The following is a 20,141-nucleotide window of genomic DNA, read 5'->3' as shown; positions in this document are numbered from 1 at the left end:
CTGCTGTTGGCTGTTTTTTAAAAGGAAAACCTGCGACATTAGTCAAAACGACTGATGTCACAGGTTATTTTTAACGTCTTGGTTCGTCATCTTCCATTTCTTTACGGAAAAAACGACGATTTTCTTCTGGTTCTTCATCGACAGTTTCTTCATCGTAGAAATGAACGCGTAAGACTAGCAAACGTGTGCCTTCCATTTCTTCAGCAGTTAACTTAATATTGCCCACTTCAAAAGAAGGTTTTTCCCCTTCATCAGGAATGGTTCCTAATGCTGTAATTAAGTAACCTGCCATTGTATCAACATCGCTCATGTGTAAATCTGTTTCAAATACTTCATTAAATTCGTCAATTAACATGCGTCCTTGAACCAAATATTCATTGTCGGCCACTTGTGTATATAAATTTTCTACTTCATCTGTTTCATCGTCAATTTCACCAACGATTTCTTCTAGTAAATCTTCTAGTGTTGCTAAACCGACAACACCGCCATATTCATCTAGTAAAATCGCCATTTGGTTTTGTGTTCGTTTTAACTCATAAAGTAAATCATCAATAAAAATGGTTTCTGGGACAAATAATGGTTCTTGGATGATTGCGCCTAATTCAATGTTTTCAAAGCCTAAATTACGTGCAGCTTTTAGTAACGTTTTGGTATGTAAAATACCAACAATTTTATCTTTGTCTTCACTATAAACAGGAATCCGAGAATAATTTTCTCCTAAAATTAAATTGATGTTTTCTTGGACATCATCTTGGATGTCAACCATGAATGCGTCTGTCCGAGGAACCATTACTTCTCGTGCCACTTTTGTATCTAATGAAAAGACACCTTGTAGCATTTCTAGTTCTTCGTTTTCCAAAACACCTTCTGTTTCAAGCATGTAGCGCATTTCATCTCGTGTCATCTTCGAATCAGCATCATCGAAAGTCATTGGTGTGATTTTGGATAATAAATCGGTCGAAGCCGATAGCAACCAAACGAAGGGACGCGCGATAACTCCTAAAAAGCGGACTGCACCAGAAGTCAATTGAGCGACTTCTTCTGATTTATTCATAGCAATTCGTTTAGGGTATAATTCACCAAATACAATAGAAACGTACGTTAACAACGCTAAGATAATGATACTGGCAAGACTCTTAGCTGCGGCGCCGCCACCTAATACAGGGGCCAAACGACTAGATAAAGTCTCTGCTAATGAAGCACCAGATAGGATATTAACCAAAGTAATCCCTACTTGGATTGTGGATAAAAAGTTATTGGGGTCTTGCAATACCTTAAGCAATTTTTGAGCTTTTGCGTCGCCGTCTTCCGCTTTTTGTTCCACACGATTCTTGTTAACAGATACGACTGCAATTTCCGCCGCTGCCAAAAAGGCATTGATAAACGTCAACACGACTAATAATAGAAGTTGCGCAATTAGCGACTGACTCTCAGGGTCAGCATTATTCATAATGTTCTCTCTCTCCTTAATTGTTGATAATTCCGAGGCTGTACTTTCGTACTCTTTTAACGTTCTTCCTCTTTTTATGGTTAGGCTTAGAAACAGACACAATCAGTATTATGACAGGTTATTTTCTATCCTAATCCATAAAATCATAGCACGAAAGATTAGCGGATTCAATCATTAACCGTTATTTTCTTTCGTATTTGTTTCATTCCCTAAAAGAACAGCATTGGTAACTTTTTCACTACGACCCGCTTTGACCATATCAATAACATAGTAGATAATGGTCCGGCAGATTGCGTAAAATGGGACACCGAGGAAAATACCTAGCAAACCTGCTAAATTTCCTGCCACCAATAAAATTAAAATAATCGTTAATGGATGGATTTTTAGAGATTTTCCGATAACGTTTGGATAAATAATATTTCCGTCCAATTGTTGAACCACTAGCACCACTAAACAACATAAGGCTGCTTTGACGGGTTCATTAAAGATAGTCACTAAGACAGCGGGCGCTAATCCTAAATAAGGGCCTAGATAGGGAATCAAATTCGTAAAGCCGGCAATGACACCAAATAAAAAGGCATAACGAACGCCAAGCAATGAATACCCAATAATCGTAAATGTACCGACAAATAAACATTCAATCGCTTGTCCACTAATATAACTGGATAAGGTTTGGTTCAATTGTCCTAAAAGATCCACAATATCATCTTTTCTTTTCTCAGGTAAAAAGCGTTGAACCGCTGGTACTAGCTTATCTCCATCTTTTAACATATAAAATAAAATAAATGGCGCAGTGACCAAAACAATAGTGGTTGACGCCACCGTTGATACGATTGAACCTAAGCTACTTGATAAACTACTTAAAAATTGTTGGATAATATTTGCATAAGAAATATCCATTTTTTCAATATAGCTTGTTAAATCAATTTGTTTAAAAATAGGTAACTCCGCAATCTCATAAATCCAGGTCTCCACTTGTTTAAAGAAATCCGGCATACTTGATGCTAAACTAGCTAGCTGATCTGCCAACTTAGGGATAATTGTTAATAAGATCAGAACTAATGCGATGATTAGTAATAAAAATACCAGTAAGACGGCATAAATTCGTTTCATTTTCGTCTTCATTAGTAGATTGACCACAGGATTTAGTAAATAATACAAAAAGCCTGCTACTAAGACTGGGGCAAACAACGTTGAAAAGAATGTCCCAATCGGTGCAAATAAGAAATTAATTTTCGAAGCAATAAATAATAGCATGGCCACGACAAGTAATTCAACTGACCAGAAAAATAATTTCGATTCTTTAAATCGATTAATCACAGCGGCTCCTCCTTTATTTTTATTCAATTGTTGCTGTTTTATTTTATCACACCTTCCCCCCTCAGTCATTGAGAATACTTCATTGCTAGAACTTTTTCGTGGTATAATAAAATAGAAACAGATTCTGAACTTGGGGGTTTTTCTATGCATGTAGCTCAAACAAAAGATACCATGAGTGATCTTTATTTAGATGCTGTCCGGCTTCGTCAACGCGTATTCGTAGCGGAACAAGGGGTACCAGAAGAGATGGAAATCGATGAATATGAAGCACATTGTATTCACTTTGTTTTGTACACGAACCATGTAGCTGTCGCAACTTGTCGCTTGCTTCCACTAGAAAATGGCGTTATGAAATTACAACGAATGGCCGTTGAAAAAGCTTACCGTGGCGCCGACTATGGACGAGTGATTATGGAAGCGGCGGAAAATTTTGCCAAAGAACAAGGCTACCACAAGATTACTCTAGGAGCACAAGTCACCGCTGTAGGCTTCTATGAACGTTTAGGTTATCAAAAAACAGGAGCACCTTTTATGGATGCTGGCATTGAACACTACGAAATGAATAAAGAACTATAACACCAATTAAATCGGAAAATTTAGAGCTTGGAGCATTAGCCATTTTGGCTAATGCTCCAAGCTCCTTTTGTGGGCTGTTTACATCGGCTATTTTTTTGATAGCTGTTGATAACGTTGATACCAGATATCTACATACTCGGGCGAGAAGGGGCCTTTTTCGTTATTAATCCAATCCACTAAAGTCTTGACATTTTCTTTTAAAATGAAGTCAATATCTTCTGGATAATCCATTAGTTTGCTATGAAATTCATATTCATCAACGTCTAGTAAACGTTTTTCACCATCTGGAAAAACCTTGATATCTAAATCATAATCAATATACTTCAACGCTTCGTCATCTAAAACATATGGCGAAGCCAGATTGCAGTAATACGAAACCCCCTTTTCTCTAATCATTGCTATTATATTGAACCAATATTTCTTGTGAAAATAAACAATGGCTGGTTCACGAGTCACCCACCGACGTCCGTCGGATTCCGTTACTAACGTGTGATCGTTCACACCAATTAAAGAATACTCGCTCGTTTTTAGTACCATCGTATCACGCCACGTTCGATGTAAATGTCCGTCATGTTTATAACTCTGAATGGTTACAAACTCGCCTTCTTTAGGAATTCCCATAATACCCCAACTTTCCCCAAATAAAGTAAAGCAATGTTACTTTTTGGGTGTTCATACATCGATATCGAAATAATTATATCATATCTTTTGAGTTTGCGTACATTGAGTTCACTTAAAGAAGACGATTTCTGAAAAAATTTAATTCAGATGACCAAATAGTTCAAATTCAGTAAATATTTTCAGCTTAATTACTGGATTTTTTCAAAGACTGATACTGCGCTCTCTCTTAAAACCTGATTTAATTCGTCAACATTTGTTTTACCAGTTGTTTCAAGCCACGCAACGGCTGCTTCAGCACCTTGTTGAACAAATGGAAGCACGCCGTCTGCCCAAGTTGCGCGACCACATAAGACTCCATTAAACGAGGAACCTGCTTTTTTTGCAAATTTCAATGTTTCCTGAAACATCGCAGCACTAACCCCTGCACTCAAGAAAATAAATGGAAGTTGTGTTGCTTCACTTTGCATGTTGAAAAAGGCCTGCGCTTCATCTTGGCTATAAAGACTTTCAGTGCCAAAACCTTCTACAAAATTCATATTCACAGGGACTTCTACTTTTAAAACATCAACATTATAGCGATCCTTTGAAAATTCTTTCATCGCTTCAATTACTTTGTGCGGTTTTACTTTAGCGTATTCTTTTGAAGCACTATCCGAATTGTTTGCATCATAAGAGACAATTTCTAAAAAGAATGGAATTTCTTCGGCTAAACACTCTGAACCAATCCGTTCTATATAAGCTTTCTTTCGTTCATTGATTGCTTCACTTTCGTCAACATCGTAATAAAGTAAAAATTTACACGCGTCTGCGCCCGCTTCTTTTAAACGCTTAACCGACCAAACATCAAGACTATCGGGTAACCGTCCTGGTGTCGAAGCATCGTAGCCCGTTTTTTCATACGCAAGTAACAAACCTGAAGTCTGTGCTCGATTTTCAGCAGCAGCTAGGCCATATTCTGGATCCAACAAAATTGCTGAAGTCTCTGGTGTTAAGCAACGAGATACTAATACTTTAAAGTCACTGATTTCTTGCGCAGTCACCTCTTTGTATTTTCCCATCATGCGTTTTAAGGCCCCACGTTGATCAATGGCTAGTGCGCCAATAATCCCTTGATCATCTACCAGATTTTCTAAATGTTTACGTTTTTGTTCACTAATTTTTTTCATTCTGTTCCCTCTCCTAATTGATTATTTAGTAACGTAGCAATTTCAGCTGGCGAACTTGCTTGTTTCAGTCCAGAAGTAACTTCTTCTCTTAATAGGAGGCGCGCAACGGAAGAGAGTAATTTCAAATGTGTCGTGCCAGCTTCGGCATCTGGAATAAACAGCGCAATCACAAACTCCGTTAATTGGTTGTCAAGGCTCTGCCACTCAACACCTTGGTCCAAGGTAACGATGATAATGGCCGCTTGTTGAATCGTTGCTGCTTTTGCATGAGGTATCGCAAATCCATTCATCATCCCCGTTGTTCCTTCTTGTTCTCGCTCGTTCAGTTTATCGAAAACTTCCTGTGCGTCCTGAGCAACTTCCAATTCTGTTGATTTTTTTGCTAAAAAATGAAAAACATCCTCTTGCGTTTGTAACTGTTGATTTAAAAAAATATGATTTTCTTTAATAAAAGCCATTCCATCCACTCCTAATTCCTGTTATTTCATTTTTTTGATAACGATTGCTCTTGTTTGGCGATTCTACTTTTTTGTACAAAACCTAGCAATAAGCCACCTACCAATGAACCAGCTAAAATTGCCAAAACCCATTGAACAGCGTGAGTAACAACTGGTAAAACAAGAAATCCTCCATGAGGTGCTGGCACTTGTACCCCAAACATATACGTTAAGACTGCCGCAATTGAAGATCCGAGCATCATAATTGGTAAAACCTTCAATGGGTCTTTTGCCGCAAACGGAATAGCGCCTTCTGTAATATGTGTGGAGCCTAAAATAAAGTTCACTAGGCCCGCATTGCGTTCATTTGTGTCAAAGTATTTTCCAAAGAATAATGTAGCAAAACCTGTAATTAAAGGTGGCGCTATGCAGGCAGCAGAAACTCCTGCCATAAAAGAAGTATTTCCTTGAGCTAAGAGTGCCGTCCCAGTAACATAGGCCGCTTTATTAACTGGACCTCCCATATCAAAGGCACACATACAACCCACAATAATTCCTAAAACCAACGGACTGGAGTTTTGGAAACTAGCTAAAAAGCTCATCATTCCTTCGTTAACAGCTTTCATCGGATCTGCTAATAAAGACATAGTGATACCAATAACTGCAACGCCAATGACTGGATAAAGGAAAATTGCTTTTAAACCATCTAATGATTTAGGCAAACCTTTAAATACTCTTTGTAATAAAAGAATGAAATACCCAGCAAGGAAACCAGATAATATCCCTCCTAAAAAGCCAGTACCACCAGTGTTAGCAATCAAACCACCGACAAAGCCCACAACCAAACCAGGTCGTTTGGCAATCCCCTCTGCGATATACGCAGATAAGATTGGCACCATCATGCCCATTGAGGCATCACCAATACTTTTTAACATAGCAGCGGTAGCATTATACTGACTACTTTCTGGATCAAATGAATAAATACCCCAAATAGCAAAAGAAAGAGCAATTAAAACGCCGCCTGCTACTACAAACGGCAACATGTGAGAGACGCCATTCATTAAGTTTTTATAAATACTATGTCCAACATTTCCTGAAGAAATTTGTGTTTCCTGTTCAAGTTCATCCACTGCTTGGTTTTCGGCCGCAATCGATCCTTTTCCTGCGAGCGCTTCTTCAATTAAGCGATCTGCTTCTTTAATCCCCACACTGACAGGGACATCAATAATTCGTTTCCCAGCAAAACGTTCTGCTTGAACGTCTTTGTCGGCGGCAATAATGACTGCCTCCGCTCCTTGGATTTCTGCAGGTGTTAACTCGTTTTCTATACCAATCTGACCATGTGTTTCAACCTTAATCGTAATACCTTTACGTTTCGCAGCTTGTTCCAATGCCTCCTGTGCCATATACGTGTGCGCTATTCCCGTCGGACAACCTGTAGCAGCTATTAATTGATACGTAGCCATCTGTTTATTCCTCCTCTTGAATCTTTATTTGTTGCTCTAACTCCTGAACATCTGAAAAATCTGTCAATCCTTTGCGAAATGCTGTTGAACTACCTGCTGCAATACTTCTTTTTAAATTTTTTTCCAATGAAAGTCCTTGATGCCAGCCAGCTAAAAAGGTACCTAACATTGCATCCCCTGAACAAGCTGTATTCACAACCATTCCAGTTGGTGAATTACCTGAAAGAACCTTTTCATTATTCATAAATAAAGCCCCTTCACTACCTAAAGAAAGTAAAATATTTTTGGCTCCCCGCTTCAGTAATTCTTGTCCGTAAAAAATGTAATCGTCCTTAGTCTGCACTTCTGTATGAAACCACTCTTGAAGTTCTTCTTCATTTGGTTTCAATAAAAATGGTTGATAAGGCAAACAATCTAAAATTTCTTCATAACTACTGTCTAAGATTAAGAACACCTGTTTTTCAAAACAAATTCGGCTAATTTCAATCAAAATACTTGGCGAAACCCCTTGTGGTAAACTTCCTGATACGCACAAATAATCCCCTTTACGTAACTCTGAAATTTTTTTCAAAAAACGTTGTACATGTTCTTCAGATAATTTTGGTCCCTTATTGACTAATTTGTATTCCTTTTGATCTTGGGTAACTTTTGTAAACACATTAATTCTCGTTGTACCAGCGACTTCGATAAAATCAGTGGTTATTTCTTTTTCTTTTAAATAGTCCTCGACATAGTTCCCAGTGAAACCAGCTTTGACTCCCAAAGCGGTATTATCAATCCCTAACATCTTTAAAATTAGGGAAACATTGACTCCTTTCCCGTTTGCTTGAATATCATCTTCCTTCGTACGATTCACGACAAAAGGAACTAGCTCTTCTGTTTCGATAAATAAATCAATGGCTAAATTTAATGTACATGTATAAATAGTCACTGTAGTTCCTCCTTTCTCCTCTTTATTATGTCTCAAAACGCCATGTAAAGGTTTTCATTCTTTCGCAAAAATATAGAAAACATTTACAATTTCATAATTTCTCTAGCTTTTTTATTTTTTTTCATTAAAAATAGGCTTATAAATGTTTTTTTAGTGAAAGAAAGAAGGGCTGGTCATTATGGAACAAAAATTGAGTGAGTCAGAGCAATATCTCTGGCATTTTATCGAAACACATATTTTAGAAATCCCTGATTATTCCATTGTAAAATTAAGCGAACGAGCCAATGTATCAACTGCGACGATTGTAAGAACCATGAAAAAGAAAGGCTATGAAGGTTTCACATCCTTCAAGCATCACTTGAAAGATAAAGAAAACCAAAATATAAATTTTTCAGCATTAGAAAAAGTAGACCGAGGAATTCGGACAGCCATTTTAAAGAATGAAGAAGAAGTAACTCGCACGATTAACATGATTGAAATTGGTAATATCGAAGATGCGATCCAAAAAATCAAAGCTTCTCGACGGATTATTATCTTTGCTAGAGGTTTTTCAGAATTAATTGCTCAGGAAATGATGGTTAAGTTTCAATTGGCTGGCAAATACTGTGAACTGCATACGGACCCAGAAATTATTAAAAATATTAGTAAAAAGTTATCAAAAAAAGATGTGGCTCTTTTTGTTTCTTTAAACGGAGAAACCCAAGAATTAGTTGTCGCTGGTAAAAACTGTTACGACTCAGAAATTGGGACTATCCTTTTAACTGCAAGCAAACACTCTAGTTTAATGAAATACATTGAAATTCCGTTCGTAGGCTTCAAATCAGAAGGCTCCTTTTTCCCCGATTATGAAGTGCGTTCACGGTTACCATTATCCATTCTGGCCAGAATTTTATTGGACGCCTATGCTTTAAGAACGACAACTTAGGCTTTCTTAAATAATAAAAAACAAGCATTCCTTCACTTAAAATAAAGGAATGCTTGTTTTTATTTTGCAACAAAACGTGCTTCTACTCGATAAATTCGTTGACCACGACTAGAAAATTTTTCTTCGTATTCTGTCATAATGTTGCCTTCAAACTCGCTATTATGCAAATCTAGCCATACACGTTCAATAATCATGCCATATTTAGAAAAGCTACTTAATGAGTATTCGAAGAGCCCTTGATTATCCGTTTTAAAATGAATTTCTCCATTTGGTTTTAAAATAATTTCATCTGTTGCTAAAAAGTTTTTATACGTTAAACGACGTTTTTCATGTTTTTTCTTTGGCCAAGGATCTGAAAAATTTAAATAGATTAAATCTACTTCATTTTCAGCAAAATATTCTGTTAATGCTTCGCCGTCTACTCGCAATAACTGTAGATTAGGTAACGGCTCGGCCACTAGCTTATCTAATGCAATCGATAAAATACTTAATTGCATATCGATACCAATATAATTAATTTCAGGATGTGCTTTAGCCATTTCATAAATAAAACGACCTTTACCTGAACCAATTTCAATGTGGATGGGATGATTATTGCCAAAACGTTCTTGCCATTTCCCTTGCCATTTTTCAGGACCTTCTACCACATATTGTGGATATTTTGCCATATATTCTGCTGCTCCGGGTCTATTTCTTACACGCATATTTAAAATTCCTTTCTTTTAAAAACAGACTGGTGAAATTCGCCAGCCTGTGTGGATGTTAAATGAATTAGTTTAACTACTAAACATTCGTTTTAATTGTAAAATTTCTGCAGTCATTGCTCTTCTTTCGCCCTCTTGGTGATGACGAACAATCTCTTGTAAAAAGCTAAATAAACCATACCAATAAATTCGTTGAACCGTACTTTCATTCGGGATTAAACCATAAGATAGTAACCATTGATTCCAGCCAGAACGAGGGACATAATGACTCAAAATCATTCCTAAATCTACCGCTGGATCCGCGACCATCACAGAATCCCAATCTACTAAATAGAGATAATTATTCGAGACTAACCAATTCCGATGATTCACATCGCCGTGAACAGCTACATAACTAGTTTCTGGATATTCTGGTAAATGATTATATAAATAAGTGATTACTTCTTTTAAATAACTGTTTCGTTTTAATTCTTTAGGTAGTTGACGCTTATACTCTTTCAACATTGTTAGCGGGGTACAAACTTCGCCACCAATTTTTTTCAACATGTCTTTCAGCAAATTGGAATGATGCAATTGGTATAACACGTCAATCACGTCATTGCGTTTGCCAATTTCGTCCGCATGTAATAAACGTCCTTCCAGCCATTCTTGGGCTGTTAGTACGTCGCCATTCGCTGTCCGCTTTGTCCAAATCATCTTCGGGGCTAACCCTTCTTTAGACAATGCTGCAAGAAGTGGAGAAGTGTTTCGTTTAATGAACACTTTCTCTGTTTCTTTTATTCCCATGTATGTTTGACCAGTTGCGCCCTTTATCGGCTGCAGACGCCAGTCTTTATCCAACTGAAATTCCATGGAAATTATCTCCTATCTCAACACAATTTTATTGCAATTTTTACAGCAATTACCATTTTAGTCGCCAAACCTTGCTTCGTCAAGCTTCTATGTGGTTCTTTTGTAAATTTTGCTGGGTTTTCTCATCTTTATAACTTATTCAAGCGCATTGGAACATACATTTTAGTGAAAATCACAACTTCTACAATTAAGGCACCCAGAATGATCAAGCTATTTTGCAAATTGCCTAAACGAAGGCAGACAATCCCACTAAAAATAATGGCCGCAACAGATAATGCGCCACCAATTAACCGGCGAATCGCTGCTTGTTTTTTTTCTATTGAAATTGGATATAGCTGTGTCATCACCATATAATCAAATTGCGTGTACATGGGAATCAACTGGAACCCGATTAAATAGACAAACAATAAAGCAACTACCAACGCAATCCAGAATTCTTGTAAAAAGAAGAGTAGCACGCCACCAACCAAAATCAAACGAAACAATAAGCCGCTATATTCGCTACCTCGTAAAAAGCTCCGAATGAATAAGTAAGCATACGTGTTCTCAGATGTTTTTTTGACTACTCCGAGGAGAGGATCTAAGTATTTACGGCGTTTCACTGTACTACTCACTTCAGGAATATCTGTAAACAGCTGAATGAATTTATAAATTCTATGCATTCTGTTTTGTTCTTTTTGGATCATTTTTTCCCAATCCAAGAAACTCTGTTTCATCTTATTTTGCCAAATACTCGATAAACAAACGGCCAGAATGATGCCACCAATCACACCAACCCAAGGCGTCCAGTAAATAGCTCCCGTCATAATCAAGAGACTACTGATCAACCAAACAAACCACCAACTACGGTAAGTGGTTGACGAAAGATGATAGAGCCCATAGCTTTGTAAACTAAGATGTGTATAAATCATACAAACTAGCATGACCAAAAATAAAAAGAAGGTTTGAAACGACCAACCTGTTGTGACTACAATCAACGGCATCAATAGGCCACTTCCTAGAAAGCTGACTACAATCGGTAAAAGTAAAGAGTAGCGCAGCGCTCGTTTCAGATAAGCAGCGAATTGTTTTTCTTTTGGTAATAAAAACACCTTGTCTGGCTCTTCTGTCAGAGTAGCCAACTTACCAACTTGAATGAGTAGCAGCCAGCCCAATAGAATTAACGGTCTGCCCCAAACAAAATCACGAGGTAATTCTTTTAACAACTGGGAATAGTACAGACCTAATCCGCCTAATAAAAACATACAGACTAAAACAAAATGATCATTTAAAATATAGCGCAAGTACTTGGACATTTTTTTGAAATGCCGTGACAAACGTTGACTAAAAAATTCGCCCATGTTACCCCACCTTTTCTTCCTTCGTCAAGGCAAGATAAATATCATCTAAAGAAGACTCTGGTAAATTAAATTCTGCACGTAATTCAGCCATTGTACCGTTTGCCCGTAATTTCCCTTCGTGTAGCACCACAAAACGATCACAATATTTTTCAGCTGTTGCTAAAATATGCGTGGACATTAAAATCGCTGCCCCTTGCTTACGCATCGTATCCATTAATTCTAATAAAGCATGAATTGCTAAAGGATCTAAGCCTAGAAAAGGTTCATCAATAATATATAAACTCGGTTCAATTAAGAATGCACAAAGTACCATGACTTTTTGTTTCATGCCTTTTGAAAAATTAGCAGGAAACCATTCCAATTTATTGTCTAAGCGGAACGTTTTTAGTAATGGTTCCGCTCGTTTGAATGCTTCTTCTAATGAAATATCATAAGCCAAGGCCGTTACTTCGATATGCTCTTTCAATGTTAATTCTTCATATAAAGAAGGTGTTTCCGGAATATAGCCGATTTTTTTACGATATTCTTCAGGGGCTTGCTGCAATGTTTCCCCGTCAATCATAATTTTGCCTTTTTGCGGCGTAAGTAACCCAATAATATTTTTGATGGTGGTACTTTTCCCCGCACCATTCAAGCCGATTAAACCAACCATTTCACCAGACTTGACGTCAAAATTAATATCTTTTAAGACAGGAATATGGCCGTAACCTCCTGTTAAATGTTCAATTGTTAAGCTCATTTCTTTTGCCTCCAACCTTTTCTCTCTACCATTATTAAACCCTAAGCGAACCAAGAATTCAAAAATTACTCCCTTAATTAAATGGATTTTTTTCTTTCTCTTATTATACACGAAATGAAACGAACTTTTTAGCGAACTCACGTACTTTTTCATCCACAGAGAAATCAACTTGTGGTAAAGTAAAGGAAAGAACCTAGAGAAAAGAGGAATTTTTCATGAATGATTGTATTTTTTGTAAAATTATCAACGGCGAAATCCCAAGTTATAAAGTCTATGAAGACGAGAAAGTCTACGCGTTTTTAGACATCACACAAGTGACCAAAGGACATACCTTAATGATTCCAAAACAACACGTTGCTGATATTTTTGAATATAATGACCTTTTAGCAAGTGACGTCTTTGCTCGTATTCCTAAAGTAGCACGAGCATTAGAAAAAGCTTTTCCAGAAATGGAAGGATTAAACATTTTAAATAACAATAAGGAAGTGGCTTATCAATCCGTTTTCCATTCCCACGTTCATTTGATTCCCCGTTATTCAAAAGAAGATGATTTCTCTATTCATTTTGGCAACCATCAAGAGGACTATTCCGCCGAAGCGATGCAAGAAATTGCTGAGACCATTGCAAAGCAGGTGAACTAAATGAAAAAATTTATTAAAGGCCTCTTTTTTGGCGCAGCTGCCGGTACCATTGGCGGTTTGTTGGCTGCTCCAAGAAGCGGGAAAGAAACACGTCAGCATTTAATCAATGAGCTAGAGGACTATCGTTCACTGAAAAATCAAGTCACGAATGACTGGGATCAGGTGCAACGAAACTTGGGAGTTGTCGAAGAAAACGTTCCACTGGCAACTGAATTTTCAAAAGACCTGCAACAAGAAATCACTGATTTCAAATTCCAAGCGGAACCTCGGATTGCTCAAATTAAAGAACAAATTGCCAAAATTACAGCTGAATTACCTGACACACAAACCAACAAGCAAAAGTAAAGTCTTTGATGTTAATTATTTCTTTTGTTATTAAAAAAATAAAAAGTGTGACGTAAATACGAATTTTGTTTGAAACTATGCCTGAGACTCTTTCTTTTTCAAAATGAGGTATGGTATAGTTATAACAGAAATAAAACTAAAAAAAACAGGAGTGCATAAGAGAATGAAGAAAAAACTAATCTTAGCTGCAGCGGGCGCAATGGCCGTTTTTAGTTTAGCAGCGTGTTCAAGCGGTTCAAAAGATATCGCAACAATGAAAGGTTCAACAATTACTGTTGATGATTTTTATAACCAAATTAAAGAACAAAGCACTAGCCAACAAGCGTTTAGCCAAATGGTTATTTATAAAGTCTTTGAAGAAAAATATGGCGACAAAGTAACTGACAAAGCCATTCAAAAGAAATTTGATGACGCTAAAAAACAAGTGGAAGCGCAAGGCGGAAAATTCTCTGATGCACTAACACAAGCTGGTTTAACTGAAAAATCATTCAAGAAACAATTAAAACAAGCCGAAGCAATGCAAGTAGGTTTGAAAGATCATTTGAAAATTACAGATGAAGACTTAAAAACAGCTTGGGCAAGCTTCCATCCAGAAGTAGAAGCACAAATTATCCAAGTTGCTTCAGAAGATGATGCCAAAGCTGTCAAGAAAGAAATCACTGACGGCGGCGATTTCGCAAAAATTGCCAAAGACAAATCAACCGATGCTGCAACGAAAAAAGACGGCGGTAAAATTAAATTTGATTCACAATCAACAACTGTTCCTGCCGAAGTTAAAGAAGCTGCCTTCAAACTAAAAGACGGCGAAGTATCAGAACCAATTGCTGCAACAAACGCACAAACGTACCAAACAACTTACTATGTAGTGAAAATGACGAAAAACAAAGCAAAAGGCAATGACATGAAACCTTATGAAAAAGAGATCAAGAAAATTGCTGAAGATACAAAATTAGCCGATCAAACATTCCAAGCAAAAGTTATTAGTGACGAATTAAAAGCGGCCAATGTGAAAATTAAAGATGATGCCTTCAAGAATGCTTTAGCAGGCTACATGCAAACTGAATCTTCAAGCGCTTCTTCAGAGAAAAAAGAATCAAAATCAAGTGATTCTAAAACAAGCGATACCAAAACAAGCGACTCTGAAAAAGCAACAGATTCTTCAAGCAAAACAACAGAATCTTCTTCTAAATAAGCATAAAAAAGAGAGTGGTCGATTGACCACTCCCTTTTTTTATTTATCTTTTGGAACATAGAAACTGCGGTTATCTAAACCAAAGATTCGTTCCGTATACTCCCCAGGCTGTGTTTGACGAATTGCCCCTAGCATCATTTGAATGGACGCATCCATGGTATCAATTTGATGTAAGATTTCCGCTTCCATAATTCTTGGTCGCACAGGTGAGCCATATTCCAACAATCCATGGTGGGCTAAGACCATGTGCCGAAGAACGACAACGTCTTCTTCTCGATCATCAATTTTCAAAGCCAAACACGCCTTGGTAATTTCCTCATCCACCAAAACTAAATGACCAATTAAGTTCCCTGCCACCGTATATTCTGTCGTAATAGCACCAGATAATTCTAAAACTTTTCCTAAGTCATGTAAAATAATCCCCGCGTATAATAGTGACGTGTTAATTTCAGGATATTCCTTAGCAATTGCTTTGCCTAGGCGTAACATTGAGACAGTGTGGTAAGCTAAGCCATTCGCAAAAGCATGATGGTTCCGTTTGGCTGCAGGAAATTCATAAAATTCTTGTTGGTATTTCGTCATGAGATAGCGCACAATACGATTCCAATGAGCATTGGTAATTTCAAAAATTACTTGATTGATTTCCTCGACCATCTCTTCTTTTTTCAAAGGCGCTCGTTCCATATATAAACTTGGCTGGCTTGGTTCCTCTGCTGTCGCTAAACGCATGTGTAAAATTTTTACTTGGGGTTTATTTTGATAAACTTCTCGTTTCCCATTCAGTAAAACAACGTTCCCCGCAGTAAATCGTGTAATTTCATCCTCAGAGGCGTCCCAATATTTTCCGTCAATCGTGCCAGATGTGTCTTGAAAGGTAAAGGCAATAAACTTTTTCCCATTTTTAGCTACACGTACATCGGCATTTTTAATTAGAACAAATGATTCAAAAAGTTCTTCTACTGTTAATTCACGTAATTTTTTCACTTGACGCTTCCTCCTTCTAACGCAATTACTCTTTGTTTTAAGTCCTGATAATAGCTTACCATTTCTTGGTCAGAAGAAAAACAAATGACTTGCTGTTTTTGACCAAACTTAGTAAATAATTCAGCTAATTGGGCTTTTCTTTGATGATCATAATGTAACCAGCCATCATCAATGATAATTGGACAAATCAGTTGCTCGCCTTGGACTGCTAAAAAGGCAAAACGAACAGCCATCATCAATTGATCTTTAGTGCCAGTTGATAATTCATGTAAATAAAACATTTCTTGTTCTTTCGTCACCGCAACTAGTTGACCTTCGGCTACTTGGATTGATTGATAACGCTGATTTGTTAAAAGTGCAAAGTAGCTTGATGCATACTGTAATAAGCTGGGCAATTGTTGTTCCGAAAGCTCTGTTAATAGGTCCATTAACAGTTGCCCCGCCAGTTGATACCCAGACCAACGTTGAGCTAGTTCTTTGATTTCCGCTTTTAAAATTGCTTGTCGTTGATACAACTCATCTAAGGTACCATCCGTCATTAATTGTTGTTTTTCATAAATCAGCGCTTGATACTGTTCTTGTATTTTATCTAACTTGCTTTCTTCCAGTGCTTGTTGCTGCGCCAGTTGTAGAGAACGGGCTTTTAACGTTGCTTCTGTTACTGCTTCTGGAAACAGATTGCCTAATTGTGTCGCTAATTCTTGTCCACGACCAACTTGGGCTTGCTGAGTGGTCAGCTGTTGAATCCTACTTGGAACATCAGCGATTGATAGAATCCGATAACGAATTAGTAAAGGCTGAATTCGTGTTAACGCTTCTTGCTGTTTAGTTTTCAACTCTCGTAACTGCTGTTTGAGATAGCCATCTGCTTGATACTCCTGAGCAAAGCGAACTTTCTCCATTTCTTCAGCAAACCCTTCTAAAAAGTGTAACTTTTCGGAAAGGCTCTTTCCTTGCAAGGGTAAATGCGTCATCAATGGGAAGATTTGTTCTTCAAATACTTGGCGTTTTTGTTGATTTTCCTTCAATTGACTCATGAGTTCTTCATTTGTTTGAACAAGCAATAAATAGCGCGTAATCAATTCCCGCTGATTCATTAAAGTATCAATTTGTTGCATTTTTCCTAATTGATGGACTTGGGCTTGCTCCGCTACTGCTTGTTCAAGTTGTTCCACTTGCAGTTGTGCCTCACGTTCTTGATTCAGCGCTTGTTGGAACTGTTCATTTAAATAATCTAGTTGCGAAAGTTTCGTCTGCCATTCTTCTTTCACTTCATCAGAGGAAGCTTCTTTTCTAGTGGCGTAGCTAAGCACTTCTTTCGCGATAAAACTAACTCCCACGAGAACTAGGCCCCATTTTAAAGGGCTTGGCAAAAAGAAACCGAGTAATGCAAGGATACTTCCTAGCAATAACCAAAGTGGTTGACTTGTTTTCTGCGCTTTTTGGGCACGCGTCGCTTCACCAAAAAATGCGGCATGCGCTTTTTCAAAATCTGTTAACTGGTCTTCCAGATTTTCAATTTGAGAAGCCAAGAATGCTTTCTGTTCTTGTCCTTTTTGAAGAGCTTGCGTATACGCAACTTGTTGTTGGCGCCACTTTTGAACGGTTTCGTTGTCATAAAAAAGCTGTGGTGGTCGTTCAGGCGACCATGACCATTCGTTCTCTAAAAGGACCATTTCTTGACGATTTTGCTCAAAGGTTTGGGTCATCCATTCCGATTCCGTCATCAATTGTTGCATATCATAGCGTTGATTCAACAATTGTTGAATCAATGCTTCTTGTTCTAGGTAAAAAGCATACCCTTCTGGAACATCGAGCGCTTCTGACTGAAGAGATAACTCTTTGGTCAAACGTTGTCGTTCTTTGTCTAGGTACATATATTCTTGAAAGGTTTCTTCTAATTGAACTTGGTCTTCTTTTACTAAAACAACGTTCTCTGTTTCTTCAGGTAGCGACTGCCATTCTTCGTACAAGGGAAAGTGACGTTGCTGTTCCGCAACCTGTAACAAGTCCTGTTGCGTTTCTTTTAATTGCTGTTGCAGTATCACTCGCTGTTGTTCTGTTTCGCGAATCGTTTCTTCTAATTGTTGAAAAGTTTGTTGCTGCGCTTCTTTCTCTTGAATTTGCTCTTTTAGTTCTTGATAAGCCGCCAACTTCTGATTGAGTAATGGCTGCTGTCCTTTACCTTTAAAGATTTTTTGTGCTTCTTTAAAGTACGCATTTCGGTAAGTCAAAAGTTGTTGACTACCAGAAACACCAATGGCTAACAAGGATGTTTGCAGTTCCTCTTCTGTCAACTTGTCACTCGTAATTAATTGTTCTTGTTGGAAAGTAAAAACCTCTTGAAATAACTTTTTCGTTAGCGGATGTAACATTTGCTGTAAGGTTTTTTCATCCCCCATTTGTTGTTGATAATAAATGATTGCTTGCCCTTTATTTTTTTCTTTAAAACGCTCGACTTGAACTTCCCCAAACACAGGATGTTCCAACCACAAACGACCACCATACGAACCACCATTTTTAGGTGCGTAATCGCGTTTTCTTTTGCCCTTTGTGGGAAACCCAAACAGCATTGCTTGAATGAATTGATACAATGTGGACTTGCCAACTTCATTTGCGCCGTACAGCAATTGATTACCAGATTCAAATGTAATTTTCTGTTGTTGCCATTTTCCAAAGCCCACAATCTCTACTGCGAGTAATTTCATAGTGGGTCCTCCTGAATAGTAAAGTCTTCATTAATTTGCTCATGTGCTAGGCGCAAGCTCTCTAATCGCCACTGCTCATCCATTGAAAAAATTCCAGCAAATTCTGGATAACGTAACAATTCCTTGGTGGTATCTTCAAAAATAACTGGATCTAAGTATGTTTTTTCTAATGCCGTTAATAAGTTGGGACTAGCGGCTAAATAGATCGGTTCTTTCGTTGGTTCCTCTGCTTGCAATATTAGGCGATAAACAAAAAAATCACCTTGCGTTTTTTGTAAAAGCTGCTGCTGTAAGTAGCTTAATAGTTCACCATTGACAATGGCTTGCACCACGGTCACATCCAAATGTTGCGTTTCTTTCAGTGTCAACGCCATCAATTGCTGTTGCTGATGCGCATGCCACTTCGTCAGCAAACTGGTTTCAAGATAAGACAAAACGCTTTGGGTGTCACGGCATTGCGCAAGAGATACTTCTTCATTCGTCCAATCTATTTCTGCGACTTTTTCAAATTGAACAGTCGCTTGATTTTGGGAAAGTGTGACCACTGCAACACCTTGTAAAGACTGTTCTTTTTTCGTGTGCCCTTGAGGTGTTCCAGGATAAACAATTAGCGGTTGTTCACTAACAATTTGCGGCTGATGAATGTGGCCCAATGCCCAATAATTATAGCCAGTGGCTTTTAAATCCTTCCATGTAAACGGAGCATAATTTTGTTGCGCTTTCCGACTGGTGTCTCCATGATAAATCCCAATATGAATGTCAGAATCTGCTTGTTTGATAGGAAATTCTAGTGCTTTATTTTCATCAATCCAGGGATGCTCATAACTAAACCCCGAAACAGCCACTTGTTCGCCCGCTTTCGTTTCAAAATACAGTGTCTCAACCATTTCTTTTTCAAATAAAAAAACATTGTCTGGAAAAGAAAACCAATAGCGGTCTTTTTTATAGTAATCATGATTCCCAAATGTTAGAATCACAGGAATTTCTGCTTGTTTCAACTGTTCTAATGCGGCCATCAATTGGGCTTGCATTGAAATAGAGGTCTGACTTTGATGAAACGTATCTCCTGCAAAAATAACCAAGTCCACCGCTTCTCGAATGGCAACTGTTACGATATTCATCAACAATTGTTGATTAGCTTCTCTTAAGCGCTTCGCTAAGGCTGTCGGGATCCCAGTTAACCCTTCAAAAGATCGATCCATATGTAAATCAGCTGTATGCAATAGTTTCATCGTTTCCCCTCCTTTTCTCCTTCCTTTATCATATCATTTTCTGCCAGCTTGGTCAGTAAAAACATACGAAAATTTGTTCGTTTTTTTATTTTCAGTAAAAGAAAAACTCTGACAAATTGTCTTATAGACAACTTGTCAGAGTTCAATTACGTAAATTAATCGTTATACATATCACGCACAGGAGTCATGATAATTCGGTTTAAATCATTGACAACTAAGCTAAACGCTTGTTCTTTTTGCATTAATTCGTTGATAACTGCTGTTTCTTGCACTTTCGTTGCAATGCTTTGTGCTTTTTCAGCATCTTCATCCGTGAATTCTTCACCGCGCATTTGTTTTTCTTGAAGTCCTTGTTGGAATCCTTGGAATTCTTTAAACAATGTGTAAGCTGCTTCGTCTGCTTTTACTTCTTCATACGCTGCTTGTAATGCTTTAAATTCGTCTAACTCACGTAGTTCACGTTCAATCTGATTGGCTGTATCATAAATGTTACTCAATGGAATCCCTCTTTT

Annotated in this window: 20 protein-coding genes; 5 read left to right on the top strand and 15 right to left on the bottom strand. The window is 37.7% G+C overall.

Annotated elements, in window-relative coordinates:
• Positions 1-70: 70 nt before the first annotated feature.
• Both IGL48_RS02235 and IGL48_RS02230 read right to left on the bottom strand, forming a co-directional pair.
• Entirely contained in the window at positions 71-1,450 is a 1,380-nt protein-coding gene (locus tag IGL48_RS02235) for a hemolysin family protein (RefSeq protein WP_002363168.1), read from the bottom strand.
• 174 nt (positions 1,451-1,624) lie between these two features.
• Positions 1,625-2,839, bottom strand: coding sequence for an AI-2E family transporter (locus IGL48_RS02230; RefSeq protein ID WP_025190675.1), 1,215 nt, complete (start codon positions 2,837-2,839; stop codon positions 1,625-1,627).
• Between the two features lie 75 nt (positions 2,840-2,914).
• Between IGL48_RS02230 and IGL48_RS02225 the strand changes: the two genes are divergently transcribed.
• Entirely contained in the window at positions 2,915-3,346 is a 432-nt protein-coding gene (locus tag IGL48_RS02225) for a GNAT family N-acetyltransferase (protein ID WP_002355539.1), read from the top strand.
• Between the two features lie 87 nt (positions 3,347-3,433).
• On the opposite strand, the gene bph is transcribed toward IGL48_RS02225, so the two are convergent.
• From bph to pfkB, 5 genes are all read right to left on the bottom strand, one after another.
• Positions 3,434-3,967: a biofilm phosphatase Bph gene (gene bph, locus IGL48_RS02220; protein ID WP_002355538.1), complete on the bottom strand. Its 534-nt coding sequence runs from the start codon at positions 3,965-3,967 to the stop codon at positions 3,434-3,436.
• Between the two features lie 188 nt (positions 3,968-4,155).
• A complete protein-coding gene (gene lacD / locus IGL48_RS02215) occupies positions 4,156-5,133 on the bottom strand; it encodes a tagatose-bisphosphate aldolase (RefSeq protein WP_010824416.1) in 978 nt (325 codons plus the stop codon).
• A complete protein-coding gene (locus tag IGL48_RS02210) occupies positions 5,130-5,591 on the bottom strand; it encodes a fructose PTS transporter subunit IIA (RefSeq protein WP_002358680.1) in 462 nt (153 codons plus the stop codon). The genes lacD and IGL48_RS02210 overlap by 4 nt, the downstream gene beginning before the upstream one ends.
• 26 nt (positions 5,592-5,617) lie before the next feature.
• Positions 5,618-7,036 (bottom strand): PTS fructose transporter subunit IIC, encoded by a 1,419-nt coding sequence (locus IGL48_RS02205; RefSeq protein WP_002355535.1) that lies wholly within the window; start codon positions 7,034-7,036, stop codon positions 5,618-5,620.
• Between the two features lie 4 nt (positions 7,037-7,040).
• Complete coding sequence (pfkB, locus tag IGL48_RS02200; RefSeq protein ID WP_002355534.1) at positions 7,041-7,967, bottom strand: 1-phosphofructokinase; 927 nt, start codon at positions 7,965-7,967, stop codon at positions 7,041-7,043.
• 178 nt (positions 7,968-8,145) lie between these two features.
• Here pfkB and IGL48_RS02195 point away from each other — a divergent pair, with 178 nt between their 5' ends.
• Positions 8,146-8,892: a MurR/RpiR family transcriptional regulator gene (locus tag IGL48_RS02195; RefSeq protein ID WP_002363162.1), complete on the top strand. Its 747-nt coding sequence runs from the start codon at positions 8,146-8,148 to the stop codon at positions 8,890-8,892.
• Between the two features lie 59 nt (positions 8,893-8,951).
• Here IGL48_RS02195 and trmB read toward each other — a convergent pair whose 3' ends face one another.
• From trmB to IGL48_RS02175, 4 genes are all read right to left on the bottom strand, one after another.
• A complete protein-coding gene (gene trmB, locus IGL48_RS02190; RefSeq protein ID WP_002355532.1) occupies positions 8,952-9,596 on the bottom strand; it encodes a tRNA (guanosine(46)-N7)-methyltransferase TrmB in 645 nt (214 codons plus the stop codon).
• Between the two features lie 72 nt (positions 9,597-9,668).
• Positions 9,669-10,448: a phosphotransferase family protein gene (locus IGL48_RS02185; protein WP_002355531.1), complete on the bottom strand. Its 780-nt coding sequence runs from the start codon at positions 10,446-10,448 to the stop codon at positions 9,669-9,671.
• Between the two features lie 128 nt (positions 10,449-10,576).
• On the bottom strand, positions 10,577-11,788 hold the full coding sequence (locus IGL48_RS02180) for an ABC transporter permease (RefSeq protein ID WP_033627613.1): 1,212 nt from the start codon (positions 11,786-11,788) through the stop codon (positions 10,577-10,579).
• 1 nt (position 11,789) lies between these two features.
• The gene (locus IGL48_RS02175) at positions 11,790-12,527 is read right to left on the bottom strand and encodes an ABC transporter ATP-binding protein (protein WP_033627612.1); all 738 of its coding nucleotides are present in this window, start codon (positions 12,525-12,527) and stop codon (positions 11,790-11,792) included.
• A gap of 215 nt (positions 12,528-12,742) precedes the next feature.
• Here IGL48_RS02175 and IGL48_RS02170 point away from each other — a divergent pair, with 215 nt between their 5' ends.
• The 3 genes from IGL48_RS02170 (at position 12,743) to IGL48_RS02160 (ending at position 14,705) form a co-directional block, all read left to right on the top strand.
• Positions 12,743-13,168 carry an HIT family protein gene (locus IGL48_RS02170; RefSeq protein WP_002398134.1) on the top strand — a complete coding sequence of 142 codons (426 nt, stop codon included), beginning with the start codon at positions 12,743-12,745 and terminating at the stop codon, positions 13,166-13,168.
• Positions 13,169-13,513 (top strand): YtxH domain-containing protein, encoded by a 345-nt coding sequence (locus IGL48_RS02165; RefSeq protein ID WP_002398135.1) that lies wholly within the window; start codon positions 13,169-13,171, stop codon positions 13,511-13,513. It begins immediately after the preceding gene.
• A gap of 163 nt (positions 13,514-13,676) precedes the next feature.
• Positions 13,677-14,705, top strand: coding sequence for a peptidylprolyl isomerase (locus IGL48_RS02160; RefSeq protein ID WP_010716801.1), 1,029 nt, complete (start codon positions 13,677-13,679; stop codon positions 14,703-14,705).
• 39 nt (positions 14,706-14,744) lie between these two features.
• Here the strand turns inward: IGL48_RS02160 and IGL48_RS02155 are convergent, their stop codons facing one another.
• The 4 genes from IGL48_RS02155 to IGL48_RS02140 all read right to left on the bottom strand — a co-directional run bounded on the left by IGL48_RS02155 (position 14,745) and on the right by IGL48_RS02140 (position 20,126).
• Positions 14,745-15,689, bottom strand: a complete 945-nt coding sequence (locus IGL48_RS02155; protein WP_002355522.1) for a 3'-5' exoribonuclease YhaM family protein — start codon at positions 15,687-15,689, stop codon at positions 14,745-14,747.
• Positions 15,686-18,397 (bottom strand): ATP-binding protein, encoded by a 2,712-nt coding sequence (locus tag IGL48_RS02150; protein ID WP_048949565.1) that lies wholly within the window; start codon positions 18,395-18,397, stop codon positions 15,686-15,688. The genes IGL48_RS02155 and IGL48_RS02150 overlap by 4 nt, the downstream gene beginning before the upstream one ends.
• Positions 18,394-19,629 (bottom strand): DNA repair exonuclease, encoded by a 1,236-nt coding sequence (locus tag IGL48_RS02145; RefSeq protein WP_010824411.1) that lies wholly within the window; start codon positions 19,627-19,629, stop codon positions 18,394-18,396. The genes IGL48_RS02150 and IGL48_RS02145 overlap by 4 nt, the downstream gene beginning before the upstream one ends.
• A gap of 155 nt (positions 19,630-19,784) precedes the next feature.
• Entirely contained in the window at positions 19,785-20,126 is a 342-nt protein-coding gene (locus IGL48_RS02140; protein ID WP_002355518.1) for a YlbF family regulator, read from the bottom strand.
• Positions 20,127-20,141 lie beyond the last annotated feature (15 nt).

Origin of the sequence: Enterococcus sp. DIV1090, from assembly GCF_050537975.1 — a bacterium.
GTDB classification, from domain to species: domain Bacteria; phylum Bacillota; class Bacilli; order Lactobacillales; family Enterococcaceae; genus Enterococcus; species Enterococcus faecalis.
The sequence above is the reverse complement of the archived record's forward strand: the minus strand, read 5'-3'. Positions and strand labels throughout refer to the sequence as shown.